A 20,717-nucleotide genomic window follows, 5' to 3' on the forward strand; every position below is an offset into this window, starting at 1 on the left:
CCTCACCGGCCGGGCGGGTCCCTCCCTCGGCACGTCTGCCGACGCGTCAGACTAGGTGCCCGACGGGGTCGGATCAAAGCGCGCGCTGCACAACGGCTGGGGACAACCCTGGGGAGAGTGTGGAAAACGCCGCACACGCTGTGCACAGCCAGTGGACGACACTGTGGAGAAGTGGGGGAAAAGCATGAGCATCAGGCCTCTGACCTGCGCAGACACGATGCACACAGTGTGGAGCCGGAATACTTTCCCGCCACGTTCTGTCCACCCGCCCGTCGCATCGACATGTCGACAGAACCCCGTCCTCCCCACGAAATCCACAGGCTGAGGACGCAGAGTGAACAAGTTTGGTGAACAAGATCGGCGCATCGTCGCGGTCGCCGTGCCCGCGTTCTTCGCGCTCGTCAGCGAACCCCTCATGCTGCTCGCCGACACGGCGATCGTCGGTCGGCTCGGCACCTCCGAGCTGGGTGGTCTGGCGGTCGCCTCCAGCGTGCTGCTCACCGTCGTCGGGCTCTGCGTCTTCCTCGCCTACGGCAGCACCGCCACCGTCGGTCGGCTGCACGGCGCGGGGCAGGAACGTGCAGCCTACGACGGTGCCGCCGGTGGGCTCTGGCTGGCCGTGGGACTCGGGGTGGTGCTCGGCGCCCTGGTCGCGGCGACGGCCGGACCCGTCGCCCGGGGTCTCGGCAGCTCGCCCGAGGTGGAGGGGCACGCCGTCACCTACCTGGTCGTGTCCGCGGCCGCGGTCCCGGCGATGCTGCTCGTGCTCGCGGCCACCGGCGCCCTGCGTGGCGTGCTCGACCTGCGCACGCCGCTCGTCGTGACGATCCTCGCCAACCTCCTGAACATCGCGCTGAACCTGCTGCTGGTGCACGGGTTCGACCTCGGCATCGGTGGCTCGGCCGCCGGCACCGCGATCGCCCAGTGGGCCGCGGCACTGTGTCTCGTCGCCGTGGTGCTGCGGCGCGCGCGGGCCGCCGGCTCCTCCGGACGCCCCGACGTCGCGGGCGTGGTCGCCGCGGCCCGTCAGGGGGTCCCGCTGCTCGCCCGCACGGCCACGCTGCGCGCGGCCCTGCTGCTCGGCACGGCCGTCGCGGCGACCTTCGGTGACGCACCCCTGGCCGCGCACCAGATCGCGACGTCCCTCGTGTCGTTCCTCGCCTTCGCGCTGGACGCCGTCGCGATCGCGGGGCAGACCCTCACCGGCCGCACCCTGGGCGCGGGTGACGCGGAGGGAACCCGTGCCCTGACCCGGCGCATGATCGTCTGGGGCCTCGGCACCGGCGTGGTCGCGGCGGTGCTGCTGCTCGTGCTCGCGCCGTTCGTCGGTGGCTGGTTCACCCCCGACGCCACCGTCCACGACGCGCTCGTGCCCGCCCTGGTCGTGGTCGCCCTGGTCCAGCCGATCTCCGGCGTGGTGTTCGTGCTCGACGGCGTGCTCATCGGCGCCGGCGACGGGGTCTACCTTGCCTGGGCGGGCCTCGCCGTGCTGGTCGCGTACGCCCCGCTCGCCCTGCTCGCCGGGTCGCTCGGCGCCGGGCTGGCCTGGCTGTGGGCGGCCTACGGCATGTTCCAGCTGGCCCGGCTCGTCACCCTGTGGCTCCGGCAGCGTGGTGACGCCTGGCTGGTCCTGGGGGCCTGAGTCCTCGCGCCGGGAGGTCTCAGCGGCGCCAGTAGCCGGAGACGTCGAGGCAGTCACGGGGGACGCGGCGGTCGGAGCGCCAGTGCGTGCGCACGTCGCGCGCGGCGGTGGACTCACCGGCCATCCAGGCGTACACGTCCCCGGCCGGCCACGGGAGGGCGCGCACGGTGTCGGCCAGGAGCGTCGTGGTGCCCGGCTCCACCCCCGCACCGCGGTGCAGCCACGTGACGTCGACGCCCTCCCGGACCATGAGATCCTGCTCGTCCTGCGGTCCCGCGACCTCCACCACCACCTGGGCGGGCACCCCCGGCGGCAGCTCCTCCAGGAACCGTCCGATCGCCGGCAGGGCGGTCTCGTCTCCGGCGACCACGAACGCGTCCACACCGTGCGGGAACGCCTGTCCGATCGTGGGCCCGGCGATCCACGCCAGGTCGCCCGGACGCACCCGCTCGGCCCAGCCGGCCGCCTGCCCGTGGCCGTGGCGCACGAAGTCGAGCTCGACCTCCTCAGGCGTCACCCGCCGGGGCGTGTAGTCCTTGCCGAGCGGACGCACGCCCTCGGTCGTGAAGTCGAGCCCGTCGGGCCGCTGCCGCGGGAGGACGGGACGCTCGGCACCCGACGGCGGCACGAACACCTTCACGTGGTCGTCGAAGCCGGGTGACGTGAACGCGGGCAGCGTCACCGGCTGCCCGTCCGGTCCCTCGACGACCCGCTCCCCGAGCGCCGGACCGGCCACCGTGAGCCGACGCATCCCCGGCGTCACGTCGTGGACGCGGACGACCTCCAGCTCGCGGAGCACCGCGAGGTGGGTGGTCGTGGTCCGTCTCAGCTTCGGCACGCCGACACCTTAGGCGGTGCGGGTCAGTCGCCGGCCCGGAAGCCCACGGTGGTCCACTGCGGCTGCTCGAAGGAGGTGGCGCCGACGTTCACCACGCCCTCGCGCACCGCGACCACCGACGGCGTGACCGCCAGCGGCACCACGACCGCGTCCTTGCGCAGGTCGGCCTCGAGGTCGCGCAGGGCGTCGACGAGCGCGTCCTCGTCTTCGGCGTCGCGGGCGACGTTCCACGGCTTCGCCGGCGACGAGACGCCCGTGAAGTTGGAGGTGGAGGTGATCGGGCGGAACCGGTCGCGGGCGGCCTCGGCGCCGAGCAGCGACGGGCCCCAGCTGAAGGTGAGCAGGTCGAAGTCGAGCGGCACGAGGACGTCGGCGGTGAAGGCGTCGGGCTCGACCGACCGCACCTCGACGGCGATGCCGACCTCGGCCAGCTGCGCGGCGATGCTCTTGGCCCGGGCGGCGATGGACGGTGAGCCACCCACCACGGGGAGGGTCAGCGTGAGCTGGTCGCCGTCCTTCGTGGCCTTCGGTGCTTCGCCGCCGGAGACCTCGTAGCCGGCCTCCTCGAGCAGCGACCGGGCCTCGGCGAGGTCGCGCTTCCGTGGCTCGGCGACCTCGTCGTAGCCGGCCTGTCCGGGCAGGACCAGCACGCTGTCGGCGGTGCTGGGCTCGGCCCCGACCGGGGTGGCCACGGCTGCGGCGAGGGCCTCGCGGTCGAGCGCGGCCGCCACGGCGCGACGCACCTCGACGTCGCGCAGCGCCCCGCGACCGGCGTTGACGGTCAGGTGCGACCACTGCGAGCCGCCGGCGTGCTGCACCCGGTCCTCGTCGACCTTGTCGTAGCCCTCGGCGTCGAGGGTCGCGACGTCGAGCTCGTCGGCGTCGAAGGCTGCCGCCTGCACCGCGGGCTGGGCCACCCGCCACACGACCTTCGACAGCCGAGGCTTCTCGCCCCACCACCGCGGGTTGCGCTCCTGCGTGATGGTGCCGGTGGACTCGTCGACCGAGGTGACCACGAACGGACCGTTGGACGAGGTCGGCCGGTCGACGAAGCCGGTGTTGAACGTCTTGGGCTTCGACGAGGCGTTGGCGGGCAGGCGCGGGTAGACGAACAGCGGCCAGTCGGGCCGGCGGTCCTCGAACTCGACCTCGTACTCGTACGGGTCGTCGTCGGTGGTGACGTCCTCGATGTCGTCCCAGCCGTCGCTGCTCGCGACCTGGTAGGCGTCGTCGCTGCCGCGCAGCGCCTTCCAGTAGGCCGTCATGTCGCGGGCCGTGATGGCGGTGCCGCCCTGCCACACGGCGTCGGGGTTGAGCCGCACCCGGACCGTGAAGGGGTCCTCGTCGACGACCTCGACGTCGCGCGCGTAGTCGGGGTCGACCTCCCAGCCGCCGTCGGCGGTGATGCGGACGGCGTTGCCGCTGGTGGGTCCCAGCAGGCGCTCGACCTCGCTGCCGGCGGCGTCGGCGTGGGCGGGGTTGAAGTTCGTGGGCTGCTCCGCGACGGCCAGCCGCAGGGTGCCGCCGGGCTCGACGTCGGCGACGTCGGCGCGCTCCCACGCCGTGCGGGTGTCGGCGGCCTGCTGCGTGGTCGCACCCTCGGGCTGCTCGGTGTCGCCGGAGAACCACGAGCAGCCGCCGACCAGCAGGATCGAACCTGCCACGGCGGCGACGGTGCGCGTGCGGCGCGGGTGCGCTCGGCGTTGCGACATGAGGAGAGGGCTCGTGGAACGAGGACGGGGTCCGGACCGGCGCTGCCGATCCGGACCCCGACGTCGAACTACTTGGAGGCCACCACGTTGAGACGGACCTCGGCGGTCACCTCGGGGTGGACGCGCACGGTGACCTGGTGGGCACCGAGCGACTTGATCGGGTTGCCGACCTCGATACGACGCTTGTCGACCGAGCCGCCGGCCGCCTCGAGGGCGGAGGCGATGTCGGAGACGGTGACGGCGCCGAACAGGCGACCGCTCTCGCCGGCGCGCACCGGGACGTTGACCGGCTCGGCCTCCAGGCGACCCTTGATCTGCTGGGCCTCCTCGAGGTCGTGCACGGCGCGCGAGTCGCGCGCGGCCTTGATGGACTCGACCTGCTTGGCTGCGCCCTTGCTCCACCGGATGGCGTAGTTGCGGGGGAGCAGGAAGTTGCGGCCGTAGCCGTCCTTGACCTCGACGATGTCGCCGGGCTCGCCGAGGTTGGTGACCTCGTGCGTGAGGATGAGCTTCATCGGATCAGCCCTCTCTCAGCGTCCGCTGGACGTGTAGGGCAGGAGCGCCATCTCGCGGGCGTTCTTGATCGCCTTGGCGATCTGACGCTGCTCCTGCACGGACACACCGGTCACCCGGCGCGCGCGGATCTTGCCGCGGTCCGAGATGAACTTGCGCAGCAGCGCCGTGTCCTTGTAGTCGATCGTGGTGACACCGGCGGCCGCGAGCGGGTTGCTCTTCTTCTTCGGCTTCCGGATGACTGGCTTCGCCATGGTTCTCCTTGAACTGTGAATCTAAGAACGGGGTGTGTGACTCAGAACGGGGGCTCTTCGGCAGCGGCGCCGCCGCCGCCCCAGGCGTCGTTCCCACCCTGCGGTGCAGCCTGCGGCGAGGACCAGGGGTTGGCGCTGCCGCCACCGGCGTTTCCGCCGCCCTGTCCGCCGCCGTAGCCACCGCCACCGCCGGAGCCGCCACCGAAGTCGCCGCCGCCACCGCCGCCACCGCCACGGGAGGCCTTGGTGACCTTGGCCGTGGCGAAGCGCAGGGATGCTCCGACCTCGTAGACGTTCATCTCCACGCTGGTGCCCCGGCCGCCGTCCTGCCGCTCGTACTGACGCACGTTCAGGGCGCCGTGCACGATGACGTGCTGGCCCTTCTGCAGCGACTCGGCGACGTTCTCGGCCATCTGCCGCCACACCGAGCAGCGGATGAACAGCGGGTTGCCGTCCTTCCACTCGTTCGACTGCCGGTCGAAGGACCGGGGCGTCGAGGCGACGGTGAAGTTCGCGACCGCCGCGCCGGACGGGGTGAACTTCAGCTCGGGATCGTCGGTGATGTTGCCGACGACGGTGATGACGGTCTCGCCTGCCATGGGACCAGCCTTTCGGTGTGGCTGTGGTTGCGGTGCTGGGTGGGGGTCGACGCCAGTCAACCCCAGGGCGCGGACAACGGCGGTGCCGTCGTCCACAGGGAGCTCGAGAGCCCTTACTTCACGTCGGGTCGGGTGACCTTCGTGCGGACGACGGACTCGTTGAGCCCGAGCTGACGGTCGAGCTCCTTGACCGTGTCGGGGGTGGCGGTCAAGTCGATGACGGCGTAGATGCCCTCGTTCTTCTTGTCGATCTCGTACGCGAGGCGGCGCTTGCCCCACACGTCGACGTTCTCCACGCTGCCTCCGTCGTTCTTCACGACGTTGAGGTAGGTGTCGAGGCTCGGAGCGACCGTGCGCTCGTCGAGATCGGGGTCGAGGATGACCATGACTTCGTAGTGACGCAACGACAAGGTGCGTCCTCCTTCGGTCTGAACGGCTACGGACGGTCCGCAGCAGGAGGTGTGCCCAGAACGGGCAACCACGGAAGTCTAGCCGTGCCGGTGATCGCAGGCCAAATCCGGCCCAGACCCGGTCGCACGTCCCCGTCGCACCCCCCGGTCGGTGGGGGTCGGCGCTAGCGTGGCGGGGTGCAGGACGCGCTACCCACCGGCTTCGAGCCGGTCGACCTCGAGATCGTCGGGCTCGTCGTCTCTCCACGGCACCGCTACGACGGGCGCCCCTCCGACGGACCGAGGCCGTCCGTCGCGGAGGCCACCGGCGGCACGGAGCGGGTGTCGTCGGTGCAGGTGCGAGCCGGCAAGGGTCTGGTGGGCGACCGCTACTTCGGCACCCGGCACCGCTTCGCCGCGGTCACGTTCCTCGCCGTGGAGGAGCTCGCCCGGGTGGGCGCCGACCTCGATGCCTCCGGGCTCGACCCGTTCCTCACGCGTCGCAACGTGCTCACCCGGGGGCTCGACGTCGAGTCGCTGGTGCACAGCGAGTTCACGCTCGAGGTCGGCGGGGCCCGCCTGACCTTCCGCTCGCTCACCCGGGCCAACCCCTGCGCGTGGATGGACGTCGTGCTGGCGCCGGGGGCCCACCAGGCCATGCGGGGGCACGCGGGCATCCGGTCCGAGCCGCTCGACGACGGCGAGCTGGCCGTCGGCCCGGCGCGGCTGGTGGCGGTGCGACACCTGAGCCCCGACGACGCGGCGCAGCTGCGGCGCGAGGCGCTGGCGGCGGCCCGACGCGGCTGACGTCGACCCCGGCTCAGCCGCGCGCCGGCCGGACCCGCCCCTCGTCGTCCACGCGATGCCCCTCCGCCTGCAGGAGCGAGGTGGCCGCCTCGCGGTGCTGGCGGTAGAGCCGGCCGTTCGTGGGCAGGACGCGCCACCAGGGCAGTCCCGGGACGCGACGCAGCACGTTCGCGACCGCCTGGCCCGCCCCGGGGTGACCAGCCTCCAGGGCCACCTCGCCGTAGGTCAGCAGCTCGCCGGGCGGCAGGGCGCCGACCACGTCGGCGACGCGCTGCTGGAACGGCGTGAGCCGGTCCGGCGGGTCGGCGTGCCCGCCACCGGGCAACGGCATGGTGGAGGCGTCGTCAGCCATGTCCCCAGTGAACCCCAGACCTGTCGTGGGTGCAGCCGCGTCAGCGGGGCCGACGTCGGGACGGACGGTCGTCGAGACCCCGGACCAGGGCGCCCAGGGCGGCGTCGAGCTCGCGGTCGCTCACGCCGCCGAAGCCGACCACCAGCCCGGTGAGCCCGGAGCTGCGCGCGTAGTCGGACAGCAGCGGTACGTCGAACCCGGCACGGGCCGCCGAGCGGACGGCGGCGTCGGCCCGGTCCGGTGGGAGCAGCCAGGTCGAGTACATGCCGGCGCTCGGACCCGCCGGCTCGGCGTGCGGTGCGAGCACGCCCGCGACGCGCGGCGCCCGGTCGGCGTAGACCCGTCGGGCCGAGCGGACCACCCGGTCGACGTACCCGTCGCGCAGCATCGACAGGAACGCGCGCTGGACCGGCCACGAGATGCCCTCGTGCCGCACCGCGCGAGCGGAGCGGACGGCGTCGAGCAGGTGCGGGGGAGGGACGAGCCAGCCGAGGCGCAGGCTCGGCGAGACCGACTTCGAGGCGGTGCCGAGATAGGCGACGCCGGTGCGGTCGAGCGACGCGAGCGCGGGGACGGGCGCTACGTCGTAGCGGAACTCGGAGTCGTAGTCGTCCTCGACGACCACGGCGCCCCGCTCCCTCGCCGCCGCGAGCAGCGCCACGCGGTCGGCGGCGGGCAGCACGTGGCCGAGCGGGTGCTGGTGCGCGGGGGTCACGTAGGTCGCGACGACGTCGGGTGGCACGGTCGGGGTCCCCCGGGCCGGCACGTCGACCACGGTCCGCCCCGTGGAACGGACCGTGGCGACCGCCGCCCGGTAGCCGGGGTCCTCGACCGCGACCGCACCGGCGGGCAGCACCTCGAGCAGGGCGCGCAGGCCGTCGGTGGTGCCCTGCGTGACGACGACGTCGTCGGCCCCGCACTCCACGCCGCGGAGCCGACCGAGCCGCTCGGCGATCGCGGCGCGCAGGTCGGGGATGCCGCAGGGGTCGTCGTAGCCGGCCGGTGGCGTGGCGGCGGCGACGTCGCGCCAGGCTCGGCTCCATCCCGCCCGGTGGCGCGGATCGATCCACGGCGTGCCGGTGTCGAGTCGTACGAGGCGCGGGTCCGTCGTCGCCGCCGCTGCCTGCTGAGCGACGGCGGGCGAGGGGTGGGCCGTCGCCGTCCCCGCGACGAAGGTGCCCGAGCCGTGGCTCGCGTCGAGCCAGCCCTCGGCGACCAGCTGCTCGTACGCCTGCGTGACCACGGAGCGGGAGACCCCGAGCTCGAGGGCGAGGGCGCGACTCGCCGGCAGCCGCACGCCCCGCCGCAGCGTGCCGGCCGCGACGAGCCGCCGCACGTCGGCGGCGAGCTGCGCCGGCAGGGGCGTGGCGGCGGTTCGGTCGAGGTGCACCGGCAGCGCGGGCGAGCGCGAAGTGGTCTGCACAACCCCGACGATAGTGGCCCTCGACGTCGGACCACTTGGTCGGCACGCTGAGGTCATGGCCGCGATCGACACGTCACCGCTCTCCCCCACCCCACGCACGACCCTGGGTCGCTCGCGCGAGCGCGGGCTCACCGACCGTGCCGCGCTGCACGCGATCCTCGACGAGGCGCTCGTCGCGCACCTGGGCGTCGACGTCGGCGACCATCCCGTGGTCCTGCCGGTCGCCATCGCCGTCGATCCCGAGGGCCCCGACGCCGACGGCACCCTCTACGTGCACGGCTCGGTCGCCGCGCGGTGGATGACCCGATCGCGCCGACGCACCGTCTGCGTCACGGCGACGCTGCTCGACGGGCTCGTCGTCGCGCGGTCGGGCTTCCACCACTCGATGAACTACCGCTCCGCGGTGGTGGTGGGGGAGGCGCGGATCGTGGACGACCCGGACGAGAAGGCGCGCGCGCTCGACCTGACCGTCGACCACGTCGTGCCGGGCCGGTCGGCCACCCTGCGCCGGCCCACCCGCAAGGAGGTCGCGGCCACCGCCGTGCTGGCCGTCCCGTTGCGCGAGGCGTCGGTGAAGGTGCGCGCCGGGGACCCGGTCGACGACGACGCCGACGTCGAGGTCGGCGCGTGGGCCGGCGTCGTGCCGCTGTCGGTCGTCGCGTCGAGCCCGGTGTCGGCGGCGGACTCGCACGACGTCGTGCCGACCGACGTCGCCGAGCGGGCCGCCCGGCTGGGGGCCTGACCCGCACTCACCACCGTTCACCCCCACTCACCACGGGATGCATCCGCAGGTGGGTGGGGGAGCACCATGGTGGGCTCGCGATTCCCATCAGCCGATGGGAATCACCAGGACGGGTCAGAGGTCGCTGGAGACGCTCCAGATGTTGACGCCGTCGACGCTGCCGGCGAGGTCGTCGATGCGCGACAGCTCCTCGTCGCTGAAGTCGACGTTCGCCGCGGCGGCGAGGTTCTCGTCGAGCTGCTCGGTCGACGAGGCGCCGATGAGCGCCGACGTGACGCCGCCGGGCCGGAGCACCCACGAGATCGCGAGCTGCGCGAGGGTCTGGCCGCGCTCCTCGGCGATCGCGTTCAGCCCGCGCAGACGCTCGACCATGTCGGGCGTGACGACGTCGTCGGTGAAGGAGCCACGCTCGCCCGAGCGCTCCGCCGGCTCGTCGCCCAGGTACTTCGACGTGAGCAGGCCCTGGGCGAGCGGGGTGAAGCCGATCGATCCCATGCCGTGCTCGTCGAGGACCGACAGCAGGCTCGACCCGCTCCCGGCGCCACCGGTCGCGCCGAACCCGGCGGGGCGCGCGTCGGTGCTGCCGGACTCGATCCAGCGGTTGAGCATCGAGTACGAGGGCTGGTGGATGACCAGGGGCGTGCCCAGGTCGCGGGCCACCGCCACCGCCTCGGCCGTCATCTCCGGCGAGTACGACGAGATGCCGACGTAGAGCGCCTTGCCCTGGCGCACCGCGGTGTCGAGCGCGCCGATCGTCTCCGCGACCGGCGTGCCGGGGTCGGTGCGGTGGGAGTAGAAGATGTCGACGTACTCGACGCTCATCCGCTCCAGCGACGCGTCGAGGCTGCTGAGCAGGTACTTGCGCGACCCGAGCTTGCCGTAGGGGCCCGGCCACATGTCCCAGCCGGCCTTGCTCGAGAGCACCAGCTCGTCGCGGTACGGCTTGAAGTCGGTGCGCATCATCCGCCCGAAGTTCTCCTCCGCCGAGCCGTACGGCGGGCCGTAGTTGTTGGCGAGGTCGAAGTGGGTGACGCCCTTGTCGAACGCGTGCCGCAGGATCTCGCGCTGCGTCGCGAACGGCCGGTCGTCACCGAAGTTCCACCACAGCCCCAGCGAGATCGGCGGCAGCAGCAGGCCGCTCGTGCCGACCCGGCGGTAGTCGAGGTGGGTGTACCGGTCCTCGGCGGCGACGTACGGACGGTGGGTCTCGGGCACGGCGTCGGCCCAGTAGCGCTCCTCGGTCATGGACCCGACGCTACCGAGGTACGCCACTCCTCACCCGTCGAGCCGACCGTGGGAGGGTGCGGGCATGGTCGTGGCGGTCGCGGTGCTCGGTGCGCTGACCTTCCTGGCGGTGGTGAAGGTGCTGCAGCCCACCCTGCTGGCCCGCCGCGCGCGCCGTCTCGACGACGAGGAGCTGCGACGAGCCGCACCGTTCCTGCGCCGACGCGACGCGGTGCTGCCCGCGAGCGCCTTCGCGGTGTGCGTGGTCGCCTGCGGGTCGGCGTTCGCGTCGCTCGACGGGTCCTGGACCCTCTGGGCCGCGGGTGCGGGTGCGGCGGTGGCGCTCGGTGCGGCCGGGCGTGGATCGGCACCACGGGTCGACGCGGCGCTGCGGGCCAGGGGTGTCCCGCTCGGGGACCGTCCTCGCTACGTCTGGCTCGACCTGACCACCGCGCTGTTCGCGGCGACCTGGATCGTGCGGCTGCTCGCCACCCACGCCGCGTTCCAGCCGCTCGCCGTCACCCAGCTGGCGCTCCTGCCGGCCCTCACGGTCTGCGCCGGTGTCGCCGCATGGGTGGCGCTCCGCGACCCGGTTCAGTGACCGCCGTCCCTGCGTCTCGGACACGTCCGGGGCACTCGGGGTGTCGCCCATGCCCCGCAACCGTCCGAAACGGAGGGACCGGCCGGGTGGAACGGGTTCCGACTCGACGTGACGTATCGTCCCCGACCCGTCACCCTGGACCCATGAAGACGGTGATCGGGGTGATGCTCGGCGTCTGCGCCGTCGCGCTCGTCGCCGCCGCGGCGCTGGGCAAGGCGCCGCTCCTGGTGCTGCCGACCCCGTGGGGCGTCGGCCTCATCGGCGTGGCCATGCTCGCCGTCCTCGCCCAGCCGTCGGCCGCCCGGTCGGCCCGCACGGCCGCCGTGGCCCTGACCACCGTCGGCTCCGCGGGTGCGATCGTCGCGTGGCTCGCCTGGCTGCGCGGGTTCGGGCACGACAACGCGGTCGGTGGCGCTCCCGACGCGATCGACTCGATGGTCGACCTCGGTTCGTCCACGGCTGCGCTCGCGCTCGCCGCGCTCCTGGTGGTCGCCGGCTCCGCCTCGTCGATGCCCGGCCGGGACCGGCCCGGAGCCGAGACCACCCCGCTCAACACCGGCGTCTGACCCCCGACGCCGACGAGCCCGGACCGAGGTCCCGGCCGGTCTGGCGGCAACGATCAGGCGGGACCGATCAGTGAGGGCGCAGCACCACGAGCGGGACCGGCTGCTCCACACCCGGCCACGTACCCTCGAGGACCGGTCCGCCCTCGGGCACCGCCTCGTCGAGCACTCGCCGCACGAGCAGGTCGCCGACGGAGGTGACCACGACGGTCACGTCACCCTCCTCGCGCACGTCGACCAGCCCCACCGACCCCGGGTGGGCCTCGTGGCCGGTCCCACGCACCCGGACCGACGGGTCGACGACGCTCGACGAGCCGTCCGGGAGCTCGCGCACCAGCTCGGCCTGGGTGCCACCGGCGAGGACGGACGCCGCGAGCGCCGCCACGTGGACGGGGTCGCCGCACCCGTCGTACACCCAGCGCGGGCCGAGCACCGAGTGCTCCATGGTGGCCACGAGATACGGGTCGGCACCGGCCAGCGGCGCACCCCGGTAGGTCAGCGGCACCTGCACGACCGTGCCGTCAGCGGTGCGGACGAGGTGCGTCTCGAGGCCGACCTCGCCGTCGGGATCCTCCAGCCGGTAGGCGCCGAGGACCTCGATCTCGCCATCGCTCGCCCAGGGTCGGTCCGCGAGGTAGGTCGCGAGGACCTCGGGCTTCGTCGGACGGATCTGCGCGCCGCCGTGCAGGAGTGCCATGGGCCGAACGTACGCCCGGGGCTCAACGCAGGCGCGTGATCTCGACCGAGACGAACAGCTCGGACTCCCCCTGCGTGGAGTAGATGCCGCGCAGCGGGGTGCTGTCGGAGTAGTCGCGTCCGCGGGCCACGAGCACGTGCCGCTCTCCGGGCACCACGGCGTTGGTCGGGTCGTAGCCGCGCCAGTCGCCGTCCCAGTACTCGATCCACGCGTGCGACTCGCCCTGCACCGTCTCGCCCACGACCGGCTCGGACGCGGGGTGCAGGTAGCCCGACACGTACCGGGCCGGGATGCCCGCCCGTCGCAGTGCGCCGACCGTCACGTGCGCGAGGTCCTGGCAGACGCCCGCACCGGCCTGCCACGCCTCGGCGGCCGTGGTGGACACGACGGTCGCACCCGGCAGGTAGCGCAGGTGGTCGTGCACGAGTCCGAAGACCGCGTCCGCGTACTCGCCCGGCGTGGCCGAGCCGGCCCGCAGGCCGTCGAGCTGTGACTCGAGGGCGACGTCGGGCCGGACCCAGTCGTCGAGCACCAGGAACTCGCACCACTCGTCGGCCACGGCCGGCAGGGCGTCCCACCCCACGGTCGGCTCGTCGACCGGGTGCGGGGTGCTCTCGACCGTCGACGTCGCGACCACCGTGAGCGCATCGTGCGGCTCGTGCACCTCGAACGCCGTGACCACGGTGCCCCAGTAGTCGCGGTACTCCTGCGACCACGCCGTGGGGGTGACCTCGATGCGGGAGCGCAGCACGAACTGGTCGGGCGTCGTCAGCGGCGTCAGGCGCGCCTCGTTGTAGGAGGCCGCCGCGCCCTCGTCGTACGTGAAGCCGGTGACGTGACGGATGCGCAGCTGCATGGGCCGACCCGAGCCACCGCCCTGCGTCTGGGACTGGAGCTGACCGTTCACAGCGCCACCCCTCCCGTCCACGCGTGGTTCTCCGAGTGCGAGAAGTACCGCGCCGAGACCGCCTCGCTGGCCGCTCCGCAGGTGCGCTGGAGCCGCTCCATCTCGATCGGCATCGCCTCGACGATCTCGGCCAGGGGCCGGTACTCCAGCTCGGTGCGCGCCCGACCGAGCAGACGTTGCGCCTCGTCGCCGAACCCGGACCGCTGGCCCCGCGCCTCGAGCCGGCTGAGCGCCCGTTCGGCCTCCATGAGCGCCGAGACCACCGACCGCGGGAACCAGCGGTCCAGCAGCAGGAACTCCGCCGCCTGGCGGTCGCCTTCGAGCCCGCGGTACGCCCGGATGAACGCCTCGTAGGCCCCGCACGCGCGCAACGTCGTCGGCCACGCGACCTGCGTGTCCGACGCGAGCGCCGCGGTCGAGAGCAGCCGAGCGGTCATGTCGACCCGCTCGATGCTGCGGCCGAGCACGAAGAAGTTCCAGCCCTCGTCGCGCGGCATGGTGCCGTCGGCGATGCCGTTGATCATGGCCGTGCGGTTGCGCACCCACGCGAACATGTCCGGCGGACGCTTCGTGCGTGCCGACGGCAGCCCGCGCCACATGGTGTTGATCGAGGCCCAGATGTCGGTCGACAACGTCTCGCGCGCACCTCGGGCGCCCTCGCGCGCGGCGGTGATCGCCGCGGCGATCGAGCTCGGCGAGTCGACGTTGTGCGCCAGCAGGTCGAGGATCGTCCACCGGTTGATCGACCCGGCGTAGTCCTCGACGCCCATGACGCTCAGCAGCTGCTCGCACGACGCGGCCTCGTCGATGGCCGGGTCCTCGACCAGCACCTGCAGCTGGACGTCGAGGATGCGCGCGGTGTCGTCGGCGCGCTCGAGGTAGCGGCCGATCCAGAACAACGACTCGGCGATGCGACTCAACATCCGCCCGCCACCTCTCGCTGGGGGTCGTCGGCGCGCTCGAGGTAGCGGCCGATACAGAACAACGACTCGGCGATGCGGCTCAGCATCAGGCACCTCCACCGATCTGGGACTGGCCACCCTGGGACTGGGACTGCCCGTCCTGGGTCTGCGTCTGGGCGGACCGCTTGGGCTTCTTGTCCGGCACGTCGTCGTCCTCGTCGACCGTGTCCTTCGGGTCGGCGGGCGTGAACGGGTCGGCCAGCACCCACGTGTCCTTGGAGCCGCCGCCGCGCGAGGAGTTCACGATCAGCTCGCCCTCGGGCAGGGCCACGCGCGTGAGGCCGCCGGGCAGCACGTACACGTCGTCGCCGTCGTTGACCGCGAACGGACGAAGGTCGACGTGCCGGGGCCGGATGCCCTGGTCCACGAGCGTCGGGACGGTGGACAGCGACACGACCGGCTGGGCGATCCACGCACGCGGGTCCGCGTGGATCTTGCCGCGCAGCTCGTCGAGCTCCTCGGCCGACGCCGCCGGACCGATGACGATGCCCTTGCCGCCGGACCCGTCCACCGGCTTGAGGACCAGCTCGTCGAGCCGGTCGAGGACCTCCTCGCGCTGGTCGACGTCGCCAAGGCGCCAGGTGTCGACGTTGGAGAGGATGGGGTCCTCGCCCAGGTAGTAGCGGATGAGGTCGGGGACGTACGTGTAGATCAGCTTGTCGTCGGCCACGCCGTTGCCCACGGCGTTGGCGATCGTCACGTTGCCCGCGCGGGCCGCGTTCACGAGACCGGGGACGCCGAGCACCGACTCGGGGACGAACTGCATGGGGTCGAGGTACTCGTCGTCGATGCGCCGGTAGATGACGTGCACCGGCTCCAGGCCGCGGGTGGTGCGCATGGACACGCGGCCCTGCTGGCAGACCAGGTCGCGACCCTCGACCAGCTCGACGCCCATCGTGCGCGCGAGCAGGGTGTGCTCGAAGTAGGCGGAGTTGTAGACGCCCGGGGTGAGCACCACGACGTTCGGGTCGCTCACGCCCGACGGTGCCGACGCCCGCAGCGCGGCGAGCAGGTTGCGCGAGTACTGCTGCACCGGGCGGATGCGGTGGTCGGCGAAGACCTCCGGCAGCGCGGCGGACATGGCCGGCCGGTTCGTCATCACGTACGAGACGCCCGACGGCACGCGGCAGTTGTCCTCCAGCACCCGGAACCGGCCGTCGCCGTCGCGGATGAGGTCGATGCCGGAGATGTGCACCCGCACCCCGTTGGGAGGCTCCAGCCCGGCCACGACGCGGTGGTAGTGCGGCGACGTCAGCACCGTCTCGCGCGGGACGACGCCGTCGGTGAACACCTCGCCGGGGCCGTAGACGTCGGCCAGGAACGCCTCGAGGGCCTTGACCCGCTGCCGCACGCCCGTGTCGACGTGCGCCCAGTCGGCCGCCTCGATGATCCGGGGGACGATGTCGAGCGGGAACGGCCGCTCCTCGCCCCCGACGCCGAACGTGACGCCCTGGTCGAGGTAGGCCGACGCGAGCGACTCCGCCCTCGAGCGGATCTCCTCGTTGCCCATCTGCGAGAAGGCGGAGTGCACCCGCGCGTACTCGTTGCGCAGGCTGTCGGCGTCGAACATCTCGTCGAACCCGGCCACGGGCCCGTAGCCGTCGAAGAGGTGCGCGTCGCTCACGTGGCCACCCTAGGCAGAGGAGGTGTCGGTCATGTTTCGTCTCCTGTCTAGCGGACCCCGGCGCCCCGTGCACCCCCGCAGGGGATCCGGCTCGCGCCCACCGAGTCGCACCGGACCTCCAGGACTCCTAGGGTCGGAGCATGAGCGACGACGGGGGCGGACCGCACGAGAAGCCCGGCATCAAGGAGCGCATCGCCGCGGCGAGCCCGTTCCTGGCCCACGTGATCCGGATGCTCGACCACTACGGCCAGCGCCGCGGGAACCTGGCCGCCGGTGGCGCCACCTACTTCGGGTTCCTCAGCTTCTTCCCGCTCCTGGCGGTCTCGTTCGCGGTCGTCGGCCAGCTCGCCGAGGTCTACCCCGACGCCCAGCAGGACTTCGTCGACGCCCTCAGCGGGGTGCTGCCGGGGATCGTGTCGGTCGATCCCGCGCCCGGGCGCATCGCCCTGTCCGACATCGCCTCCAACGCCCCGGCCATCTACACGATCGGTCTGGCCACGGCGCTCTACGCGGGGCTCAACTGGGTCAGCGGACTGCGCGACGGCCTCAACCAGATGCTCGACCTGCCCACCACCGAGGCCGGCAACATCGTCAAGGCCAAGGGAACCGACCTCGTGACCCTCGTGGTCCTGGGGCTCGTGCTCGTGGCGTCGGTGTCGATCGGTGGTCTGCCGGTCGCGCTCGGGTCGACGATCCTCGACGCGGTCGGGCTGCCCGGGCCGCTCGGCGCCGTGCTGCTCACTCTGCTGTCGGTCGCGGTCGGCGTGGCGGTCAGCACCCTGCTGTTCTGGGCCATCTTCCGCCTGCTGCCGAAGCCCGACCTCCTGGGCGCCGCCCTCTGGCGCGGGGCACTGTTCTCGGCGGTCGGCTTCGAGCTGATCAAGCAGTTCGCCAGCCTGATCCTCCGTGGCGCCAGCTCGGTGCCCGTCGCGTCGCTCGCGATCGCGCTGACCCTGGTCGTGTGGATCTACTACTTCTCCCGGCTCGTGATGTACGGCGTCTCGTGGGCCTGCACCGATGAGGAGACCTTGGCCGAGATCGCTGCGCTGGAAGGCGCGGGCCTCGGCGAGGACGGGCGCGACCGGGTCGCCGACGACGACGGGGCGTGGGTCGAGGACGACGTGGTCGAGGTCGAGCCGGCCGACGTCGGCTACGTGCGGCCCCTGGCCGTCGGGTTCGGCCTGGGCGCCCTGCTCGGAGGCCTCCTCGGCCGGTCCACGCGCGACGACTGAGCCGGGTCGTACCCTGGGCCTGTGAACGACCAGGCCGAGGGCGACGTCCGGCGCACGGTGTCCCGCACCATGAGTGCCGAGGAGACGGCCGCGCTGCAGAAGGTGCGCCGTCGTACGACCGCCATCTGCTTCTTCGTCGTGGCGATCCACGGCGTCATCGGCCTCGTGGTGGTGGCCGAGGTCATCGCCGGCCAGGACCGACGAAGCGGTGCGATCGTGCTGGTGGTCATGTCCGCCCTGCTCGCCGTCGGCATCAGCATCGCGACCCGCGCCATCCTCGCCGCGACGCCCTACCTCTCCTGGCCGTGGGCGCTCGTCTCGCTCGTGCCCTCGGCGGCCGGGCTGTTCTGGGTGCTCTGACCACCCACCCGACACGAAGTCTTCACCCCCCGGTGTCGGGCGCGGCGGCTACCCTGGTCGCGGAAAGGGTGCGCCCATGGCCGACCACGTGCTCGTCCTCAACGCCAGCTACGAGCCGCTGCAACGCGTCTCGCTGCGCCACGCCATCAAGATGCTCGTGCGCGAGGTGGCGGTCATCGAGGAGGAGGACGAGGGCACGTTCGGCCCGTTCCCCAAGCCCAAGGTGCTGCGGCTGGTGCGCTACGTGGTGGCCCGCTGGCGGCACCGTCGGGGTCACCTGTGCACCAAGTCGGCCGTCAAGGCGCGCGACAAGATGTGCGGCTACTGCGGTGGCCGGGCCGAGACCGTCGACCACATCGTCCCGCGCAGCCGTGGGGGCACGCTCACCTGGGAGAACGCCGTGGCCGCGTGCCTGCGGTGCAACCACCGCAAGGCCGACCGGACCCCTGCCGAGGCCGGCATGACGCTGCTCGTCACCCCCGCCGTCCCCCCACCGGGCTTCCTCGTCGGCTGACCGGTCGTCCCGTCGCTGCGTGGCGTCCACCGGGCCAGGTGCCGCGTCCTACGATGGGAGCGCACACGGAAGAGGTGGCGATGACCGAGCGGCGGGCCCTGGGGGCCGGTGACGAGCTCGACGGACGCTACGTGCTGCAGGACCTCGTCACCGAGAAGCTCGGCTCCACCACGTGGCGCGCTCACGACACCGTGCTGGCGCGCAACGTCGGCATCGAGATGCTCCCGAGCACCGACCCGCGAGCCGACAACTTCCTCGAGGCCGCCCGGCAGTCGACCACCGTCACCGACCCGCGGTTCCTGCGGGTGCTGGACCTCGTGGAGTCCGACCACGACCACCACGTCATCGTCCGGGAGTGGGCGCGGGCGTTCCCCCTCGACCAGCTGCTGCGGCAGTCGGCGCTGCCCAACCGTCGTGCTGCCACGGTCGTCGCCGAGGTCGCCGAGGCGCTGGCCCACGCGCACGAGAAGAACCTCTTCCACCGACGTCTGACCCCGCACCACGTGCTGCTCAAGCAGACCGGTGCCGTGCGGATCGTGGGTCTGGGGGTGGCCACCGCTCTCGCGCCCGCCGGCCACCGTGACACCTTCGACGACCTGCAGGCCTACGAGCAGATGGACGTCGAGGCCCTGGGCAAGCTGCTCTACGCCTGCCTGGTGAGCCGGTGGCCCGGGGTTCCCGTCGACGGCCTGAGGTCGGCGCCCGTCGAGCACGGACGGCTCCTGCGCCCCCGGCAGGTGAGGGCCGGCGTCTCGCGCGACGTCGACGCCGTGTGCGACCGGATCCTCGGCCGTCCACCGATGCACCACCGCACCCCGCTGCGCACGGCCGCGGACATCGCCCGGGCCCTGCGCCTGACCGGTGAGGACGAGTCGGAGGTCGACGACCCGAGCCCGCTGCACATCTCGTCGCCCGACCTGCTGCGGCTCGACCCGGTGATCGTGCCGGCCGGGCCACCCCCGGGCCTGGAGCCGCCGCGCCGACGGCCCAAGGCCTTCGAGCCTGCTCCGCCCACGACCTTCGAGCGGGGCGTCTCCCGCGCCCGGCGGGCGACGTCGACCGGTGACCGCAAGCTGGTGCTCGCCGGCATCGTCATGGTGCTCCTGATCGCTGCCGGCCTGGCCTTCGTGGTGGGTCGGTCCACCGACGAGGACGCCCCCGTCGCGGGCACCACCCCCGGTGGGGACCGCGCCGCGGTCGAGACGCTGCCCGTGGTCGACGTCCAGGACCTCGACCCCCAGGGAGAGGACGGCGAGGAGAACCCCGAGGAGGTGCCGCTGGCCGTCGACGGGGACCCCGACACCGCCTGGCGCACCACGACCTACTTCAACCGCGCCGACCTGGGCGGCCTCAAGGACGGCGTCGGGCTGGTGCTCGACCTCGGCGGCCCGCGCGAGGTCGAGTCGGTGCGCGTGCTCCTCGGTGGTGCCGGCACGTCGCTGTCGGTGTACGCCTCCAGCCCTGGCGGCGAGGTTCCCACCCGGCTCGCCGACCTGCAGCGCATCGCGGCGCTCGACGACCTCGGCAGCGACGTCACCGTGAGCTTCCCCGAGGGCACCTACACCCGGCGGATCGTCCTGTGGCTCACCCGGCTCCCCGAGGTCAGGCCCGGCGACTTCCAGGGCGAGGTGCGCGAGGTCACCGTGCAGGGCCGACGCTGACCCGTGCTGTCGGCGGTGCCTGGAATGTTCGGCACCTAGACTGCGTTGGAGCAGGGAGAGACCCGTCTACGAGAAGGCATCCATGAGTACTCAGTCGTCCACCGATGGCGTCCGCAACCTCATCATCATCGGCTCCGGCCCGTCCGGCTACACCGCAGCGGTGTACGCGGCGCGCGCCAACCTGGAGCCGCTCGTGTTCGAGGGCTCGGTCACTGCCGGCGGTGCCCTCATGAACACCACCGAGGTCGAGAACTTCCCCGGCTTCCCCGAGGGCATCATGGGCCCGGCGCTCATGGACAACTTCCGTGCTCAGGCCGAGCGCTTCGGTGCCGAGCTGATCTCCGACGACGTCACCGAGGTCGACCTCACCGGCGACGTCAAGACCGTGAGCCTGGCCGACGGCAGCACCTACCGCGCCCACGCGGTCGTGCTGGCCATGGGCTCGGGCTACCGCAAGCTCGGCGTCGACCGTGAGGACGAGCTGTCCGGCCACGGCGTCAGCTGGTGCGCCACGTGCGACGGCTTCTTCTTCCGCGAGCAGAACATCGTGGTCGTCGGCGGCGGCGACTCCGCCGTCGAGGAGGCCACCTTCCTCACCCGCTTCGCCTCCAAGGTCACGCTCGTGCACCGTCGCGACGAGCTGCGCGCGTCGAAGATCATGCAGGACCGCGCCATCGCCAACGACAAGATCGAGTTCGCCTGGAACTCCGAGGTCGCCGAGCTGCACGGCGAGGGCCGGCTCGAGAAGATCACCCTGCGCGACACGGTCACCGGCGAGACCCGCGACCTCGACGCCACGGGCCTGTTCATCGCCATCGGCCACGACCCGCGCTCGGAGCTGCTCACCGGCCAGGTCGACCTCGACGACGAGGGCTACGTGCTGGTGAAGCCCGGCAGCACCGCGACCAACCTGCCCGGTGTGTTCGCCGCGGGCGACCTCGTCGACCACACCTACCGCCAGGCCATCACCGCCGCCGGCACCGGCTGCTCGGCCGCGCTCGACGCCGAGCGGTTCCTCGCCGACATGGAGCAGGCCGGACTGCCCACTCCCGACGTCGCCATGGCCCAGTACGCCGAGTGACCTGCACGCCCACCGACCAC

General features: G+C 72.7%; 24 protein-coding genes. 10 read left to right on the forward strand and 14 right to left on the reverse strand.

Annotation, left to right across the window (positions count from 1 at the left end; all coding sequences use genetic code 11):
- The first annotated feature begins 334 nt into the window (after window positions 1-334).
- The gene (locus NBW76_RS02155; RefSeq protein ID WP_056556906.1) at window positions 335-1,642 is read left to right on the forward strand and encodes an MATE family efflux transporter; all 1,308 of its coding nucleotides are present in this window, start codon (window positions 335-337) and stop codon (window positions 1,640-1,642) included.
- A 19-nt stretch (window positions 1,643-1,661) separates the two neighbouring features.
- Here NBW76_RS02155 and NBW76_RS02160 read toward each other — a convergent pair whose 3' ends face one another.
- The 6 genes from NBW76_RS02160 to rpsF all read right to left on the reverse strand — a co-directional run bounded on the left by NBW76_RS02160 (window position 1,662) and on the right by rpsF (window position 5,962).
- On the reverse strand, window positions 1,662-2,480 hold the full coding sequence (locus NBW76_RS02160; protein WP_056556903.1) for a siderophore-interacting protein: 819 nt from the start codon (window positions 2,478-2,480) through the stop codon (window positions 1,662-1,664).
- A 23-nt stretch (window positions 2,481-2,503) separates the two neighbouring features.
- Window positions 2,504-4,144: an ABC transporter family substrate-binding protein gene (locus NBW76_RS02165; RefSeq protein WP_156364903.1), complete on the reverse strand. Its 1,641-nt coding sequence runs from the start codon at window positions 4,142-4,144 to the stop codon at window positions 2,504-2,506.
- A 116-nt stretch (window positions 4,145-4,260) separates the two neighbouring features.
- On the reverse strand, window positions 4,261-4,707 hold the full coding sequence (rplI, locus tag NBW76_RS02170) for a 50S ribosomal protein L9 (RefSeq protein ID WP_055962365.1): 447 nt from the start codon (window positions 4,705-4,707) through the stop codon (window positions 4,261-4,263).
- A 15-nt stretch (window positions 4,708-4,722) separates the two neighbouring features.
- A complete protein-coding gene (gene rpsR / locus NBW76_RS02175) occupies window positions 4,723-4,959 on the reverse strand; it encodes a 30S ribosomal protein S18 (RefSeq protein WP_055962368.1) in 237 nt (78 codons plus the stop codon).
- A gap of 41 nt (window positions 4,960-5,000) precedes the next feature.
- Window positions 5,001-5,558 carry a single-stranded DNA-binding protein gene (locus NBW76_RS02180; RefSeq protein WP_055962371.1) on the reverse strand — a complete coding sequence of 186 codons (558 nt, stop codon included), beginning with the start codon at window positions 5,556-5,558 and terminating at the stop codon, window positions 5,001-5,003.
- Window positions 5,559-5,671: 113 nt separating this feature from the next.
- On the reverse strand, window positions 5,672-5,962 hold the full coding sequence (gene rpsF / locus NBW76_RS02185) for a 30S ribosomal protein S6 (protein ID WP_055962375.1): 291 nt from the start codon (window positions 5,960-5,962) through the stop codon (window positions 5,672-5,674).
- Between the two features lie 183 nt (window positions 5,963-6,145).
- On the opposite strand from rpsF, the gene NBW76_RS02190 reads away from it, so the two are divergent.
- Complete coding sequence (locus NBW76_RS02190; protein ID WP_056556897.1) at window positions 6,146-6,754, forward strand: hypothetical protein; 609 nt, start codon at window positions 6,146-6,148, stop codon at window positions 6,752-6,754.
- A gap of 13 nt (window positions 6,755-6,767) precedes the next feature.
- Here the strand turns inward: NBW76_RS02190 and NBW76_RS02195 are convergent, their stop codons facing one another.
- Together NBW76_RS02195 and NBW76_RS02200 are read right to left on the reverse strand one after the other, a co-directional pair.
- Complete coding sequence (locus NBW76_RS02195) at window positions 6,768-7,106, reverse strand: MGMT family protein (RefSeq protein ID WP_055962382.1); 339 nt, start codon at window positions 7,104-7,106, stop codon at window positions 6,768-6,770.
- A 40-nt stretch (window positions 7,107-7,146) separates the two neighbouring features.
- A complete protein-coding gene (locus NBW76_RS02200; RefSeq protein WP_055962385.1) occupies window positions 7,147-8,529 on the reverse strand; it encodes a PLP-dependent aminotransferase family protein in 1,383 nt (460 codons plus the stop codon).
- A 55-nt stretch (window positions 8,530-8,584) separates the two neighbouring features.
- On the opposite strand from NBW76_RS02200, the gene NBW76_RS02205 reads away from it, so the two are divergent.
- Window positions 8,585-9,271 (forward strand): pyridoxamine 5'-phosphate oxidase family protein, encoded by a 687-nt coding sequence (locus NBW76_RS02205; protein WP_055962388.1) that lies wholly within the window; start codon window positions 8,585-8,587, stop codon window positions 9,269-9,271.
- Between the two features lie 114 nt (window positions 9,272-9,385).
- Here NBW76_RS02205 and NBW76_RS02210 read toward each other — a convergent pair whose 3' ends face one another.
- A complete protein-coding gene (locus tag NBW76_RS02210; protein ID WP_056556894.1) occupies window positions 9,386-10,516 on the reverse strand; it encodes an aldo/keto reductase in 1,131 nt (376 codons plus the stop codon).
- A 64-nt stretch (window positions 10,517-10,580) separates the two neighbouring features.
- Here NBW76_RS02210 and NBW76_RS02215 point away from each other — a divergent pair, with 64 nt between their 5' ends.
- Both NBW76_RS02215 and NBW76_RS02220 read left to right on the forward strand, forming a co-directional pair.
- On the forward strand, window positions 10,581-11,096 hold the full coding sequence (locus NBW76_RS02215; protein WP_056556890.1) for a hypothetical protein: 516 nt from the start codon (window positions 10,581-10,583) through the stop codon (window positions 11,094-11,096).
- Between the two features lie 143 nt (window positions 11,097-11,239).
- On the forward strand, window positions 11,240-11,662 hold the full coding sequence (locus tag NBW76_RS02220; protein WP_056556887.1) for a hypothetical protein: 423 nt from the start codon (window positions 11,240-11,242) through the stop codon (window positions 11,660-11,662).
- Window positions 11,663-11,729: 67 nt separating this feature from the next.
- Here the strand turns inward: NBW76_RS02220 and NBW76_RS02225 are convergent, their stop codons facing one another.
- From NBW76_RS02225 to NBW76_RS02240, 5 genes are read right to left on the reverse strand one after another with little or no spacing between them, the layout of a single operon-like run.
- Window positions 11,730-12,356 (reverse strand): hypothetical protein, encoded by a 627-nt coding sequence (locus NBW76_RS02225; RefSeq protein ID WP_056556885.1) that lies wholly within the window; start codon window positions 12,354-12,356, stop codon window positions 11,730-11,732.
- 22 nt (window positions 12,357-12,378) lie between these two features.
- The gene (locus NBW76_RS02230) at window positions 12,379-13,212 is read right to left on the reverse strand and encodes a transglutaminase family protein (RefSeq protein ID WP_056557276.1); all 834 of its coding nucleotides are present in this window, start codon (window positions 13,210-13,212) and stop codon (window positions 12,379-12,381) included.
- A gap of 47 nt (window positions 13,213-13,259) precedes the next feature.
- Window positions 13,260-14,186 (reverse strand): alpha-E domain-containing protein, encoded by a 927-nt coding sequence (locus NBW76_RS02235; RefSeq protein ID WP_056556882.1) that lies wholly within the window; start codon window positions 14,184-14,186, stop codon window positions 13,260-13,262.
- Window positions 14,180-14,272 carry an alpha-E domain-containing protein gene (locus NBW76_RS16920; protein ID WP_156364902.1) on the reverse strand — a complete coding sequence of 31 codons (93 nt, stop codon included), beginning with the start codon at window positions 14,270-14,272 and terminating at the stop codon, window positions 14,180-14,182. Before NBW76_RS16920 ends, NBW76_RS02235 begins: the two co-directional genes overlap by 7 nt.
- Window positions 14,272-15,795: a circularly permuted type 2 ATP-grasp protein gene (locus tag NBW76_RS02240; protein ID WP_056557273.1), complete on the reverse strand. Its 1,524-nt coding sequence runs from the start codon at window positions 15,793-15,795 to the stop codon at window positions 14,272-14,274. The genes NBW76_RS16920 and NBW76_RS02240 overlap by 1 nt, the downstream gene beginning before the upstream one ends.
- A gap of 194 nt (window positions 15,796-15,989) precedes the next feature.
- Here NBW76_RS02240 and NBW76_RS02245 point away from each other — a divergent pair, with 194 nt between their 5' ends.
- From NBW76_RS02245 to trxB, 5 genes are all read left to right on the forward strand, one after another.
- Window positions 15,990-17,081 carry a YihY/virulence factor BrkB family protein gene (locus NBW76_RS02245; RefSeq protein ID WP_056556880.1) on the forward strand — a complete coding sequence of 364 codons (1,092 nt, stop codon included), beginning with the start codon at window positions 15,990-15,992 and terminating at the stop codon, window positions 17,079-17,081.
- 21 nt (window positions 17,082-17,102) lie between these two features.
- Window positions 17,103-17,441: a hypothetical protein gene (locus NBW76_RS02250; RefSeq protein WP_055962411.1), complete on the forward strand. Its 339-nt coding sequence runs from the start codon at window positions 17,103-17,105 to the stop codon at window positions 17,439-17,441.
- 76 nt (window positions 17,442-17,517) lie between these two features.
- A complete protein-coding gene (locus NBW76_RS02255; protein ID WP_056556876.1) occupies window positions 17,518-17,955 on the forward strand; it encodes an HNH endonuclease in 438 nt (145 codons plus the stop codon).
- A gap of 80 nt (window positions 17,956-18,035) precedes the next feature.
- Complete coding sequence (locus NBW76_RS02260; RefSeq protein WP_055962418.1) at window positions 18,036-19,616, forward strand: protein kinase family protein; 1,581 nt, start codon at window positions 18,036-18,038, stop codon at window positions 19,614-19,616.
- A gap of 82 nt (window positions 19,617-19,698) precedes the next feature.
- On the forward strand, window positions 19,699-20,697 hold the full coding sequence (gene trxB, locus NBW76_RS02265; protein ID WP_056556873.1) for a thioredoxin-disulfide reductase: 999 nt from the start codon (window positions 19,699-19,701) through the stop codon (window positions 20,695-20,697).
- The last annotated feature ends 20 nt before the right edge of the window (window positions 20,698-20,717 follow it).

Origin of the sequence: Aeromicrobium sp. Leaf245, from assembly GCF_942548115.1 — a bacterium.
Classification (GTDB): domain Bacteria; phylum Actinomycetota; class Actinomycetes; order Propionibacteriales; family Nocardioidaceae; genus Aeromicrobium.

Excerpts from the sequence above, each read along its gene's own strand:
- rplI (WP_055962365.1), bottom strand. The coding sequence starts at position 4,707 with ATGAAGCTCATCCTCACGCACGAGGTCACCAACCTCGGCGAGCCCGGC.
- rpsR (WP_055962368.1), bottom strand. The coding sequence starts at position 4,959 with ATGGCGAAGCCAGTCATCCGGAAGCCGAAGAAGAAGAGCAACCCGCTC.
- NBW76_RS02180 (WP_055962371.1), bottom strand. The coding sequence starts at position 5,558 with ATGGCAGGCGAGACCGTCATCACCGTCGTCGGCAACATCACCGACGAT.
- NBW76_RS02195 (WP_055962382.1), bottom strand. The coding sequence starts at position 7,106 with ATGGCTGACGACGCCTCCACCATGCCGTTGCCCGGTGGCGGGCACGCC.
- NBW76_RS02205 (WP_055962388.1), top strand. The coding sequence starts at position 8,585 with ATGGCCGCGATCGACACGTCACCGCTCTCCCCCACCCCACGCACGACC.
- NBW76_RS02210 (WP_056556894.1), bottom strand. The coding sequence starts at position 10,516 with ATGACCGAGGAGCGCTACTGGGCCGACGCCGTGCCCGAGACCCACCGT.
- NBW76_RS02215 (WP_056556890.1), top strand. The coding sequence starts at position 10,581 with ATGGTCGTGGCGGTCGCGGTGCTCGGTGCGCTGACCTTCCTGGCGGTG.
- NBW76_RS02220 (WP_056556887.1), top strand. The coding sequence starts at position 11,240 with ATGAAGACGGTGATCGGGGTGATGCTCGGCGTCTGCGCCGTCGCGCTC.
- NBW76_RS02225 (WP_056556885.1), bottom strand. The coding sequence starts at position 12,356 with ATGGCACTCCTGCACGGCGGCGCGCAGATCCGTCCGACGAAGCCCGAG.
- NBW76_RS02230 (WP_056557276.1), bottom strand. The coding sequence starts at position 13,212 with ATGCAGCTGCGCATCCGTCACGTCACCGGCTTCACGTACGACGAGGGC.
- NBW76_RS02235 (WP_056556882.1), bottom strand. The coding sequence starts at position 14,186 with ATGTTGAGTCGCATCGCCGAGTCGTTGTTCTGGATCGGCCGCTACCTC.
- NBW76_RS16920 (WP_156364902.1), bottom strand. The coding sequence starts at position 14,272 with ATGCTGAGCCGCATCGCCGAGTCGTTGTTCTGTATCGGCCGCTACCTC.
- NBW76_RS02240 (WP_056557273.1), bottom strand. The coding sequence starts at position 15,795 with ATGTTCGACGCCGACAGCCTGCGCAACGAGTACGCGCGGGTGCACTCC.
- NBW76_RS02245 (WP_056556880.1), top strand. The coding sequence starts at position 15,990 with ATGAGCGACGACGGGGGCGGACCGCACGAGAAGCCCGGCATCAAGGAG.
- NBW76_RS02255 (WP_056556876.1), top strand. The coding sequence starts at position 17,518 with ATGGCCGACCACGTGCTCGTCCTCAACGCCAGCTACGAGCCGCTGCAA.
- NBW76_RS02260 (WP_055962418.1), top strand. The coding sequence starts at position 18,036 with ATGACCGAGCGGCGGGCCCTGGGGGCCGGTGACGAGCTCGACGGACGC.
- trxB (WP_056556873.1), top strand. The coding sequence starts at position 19,699 with ATGAGTACTCAGTCGTCCACCGATGGCGTCCGCAACCTCATCATCATC.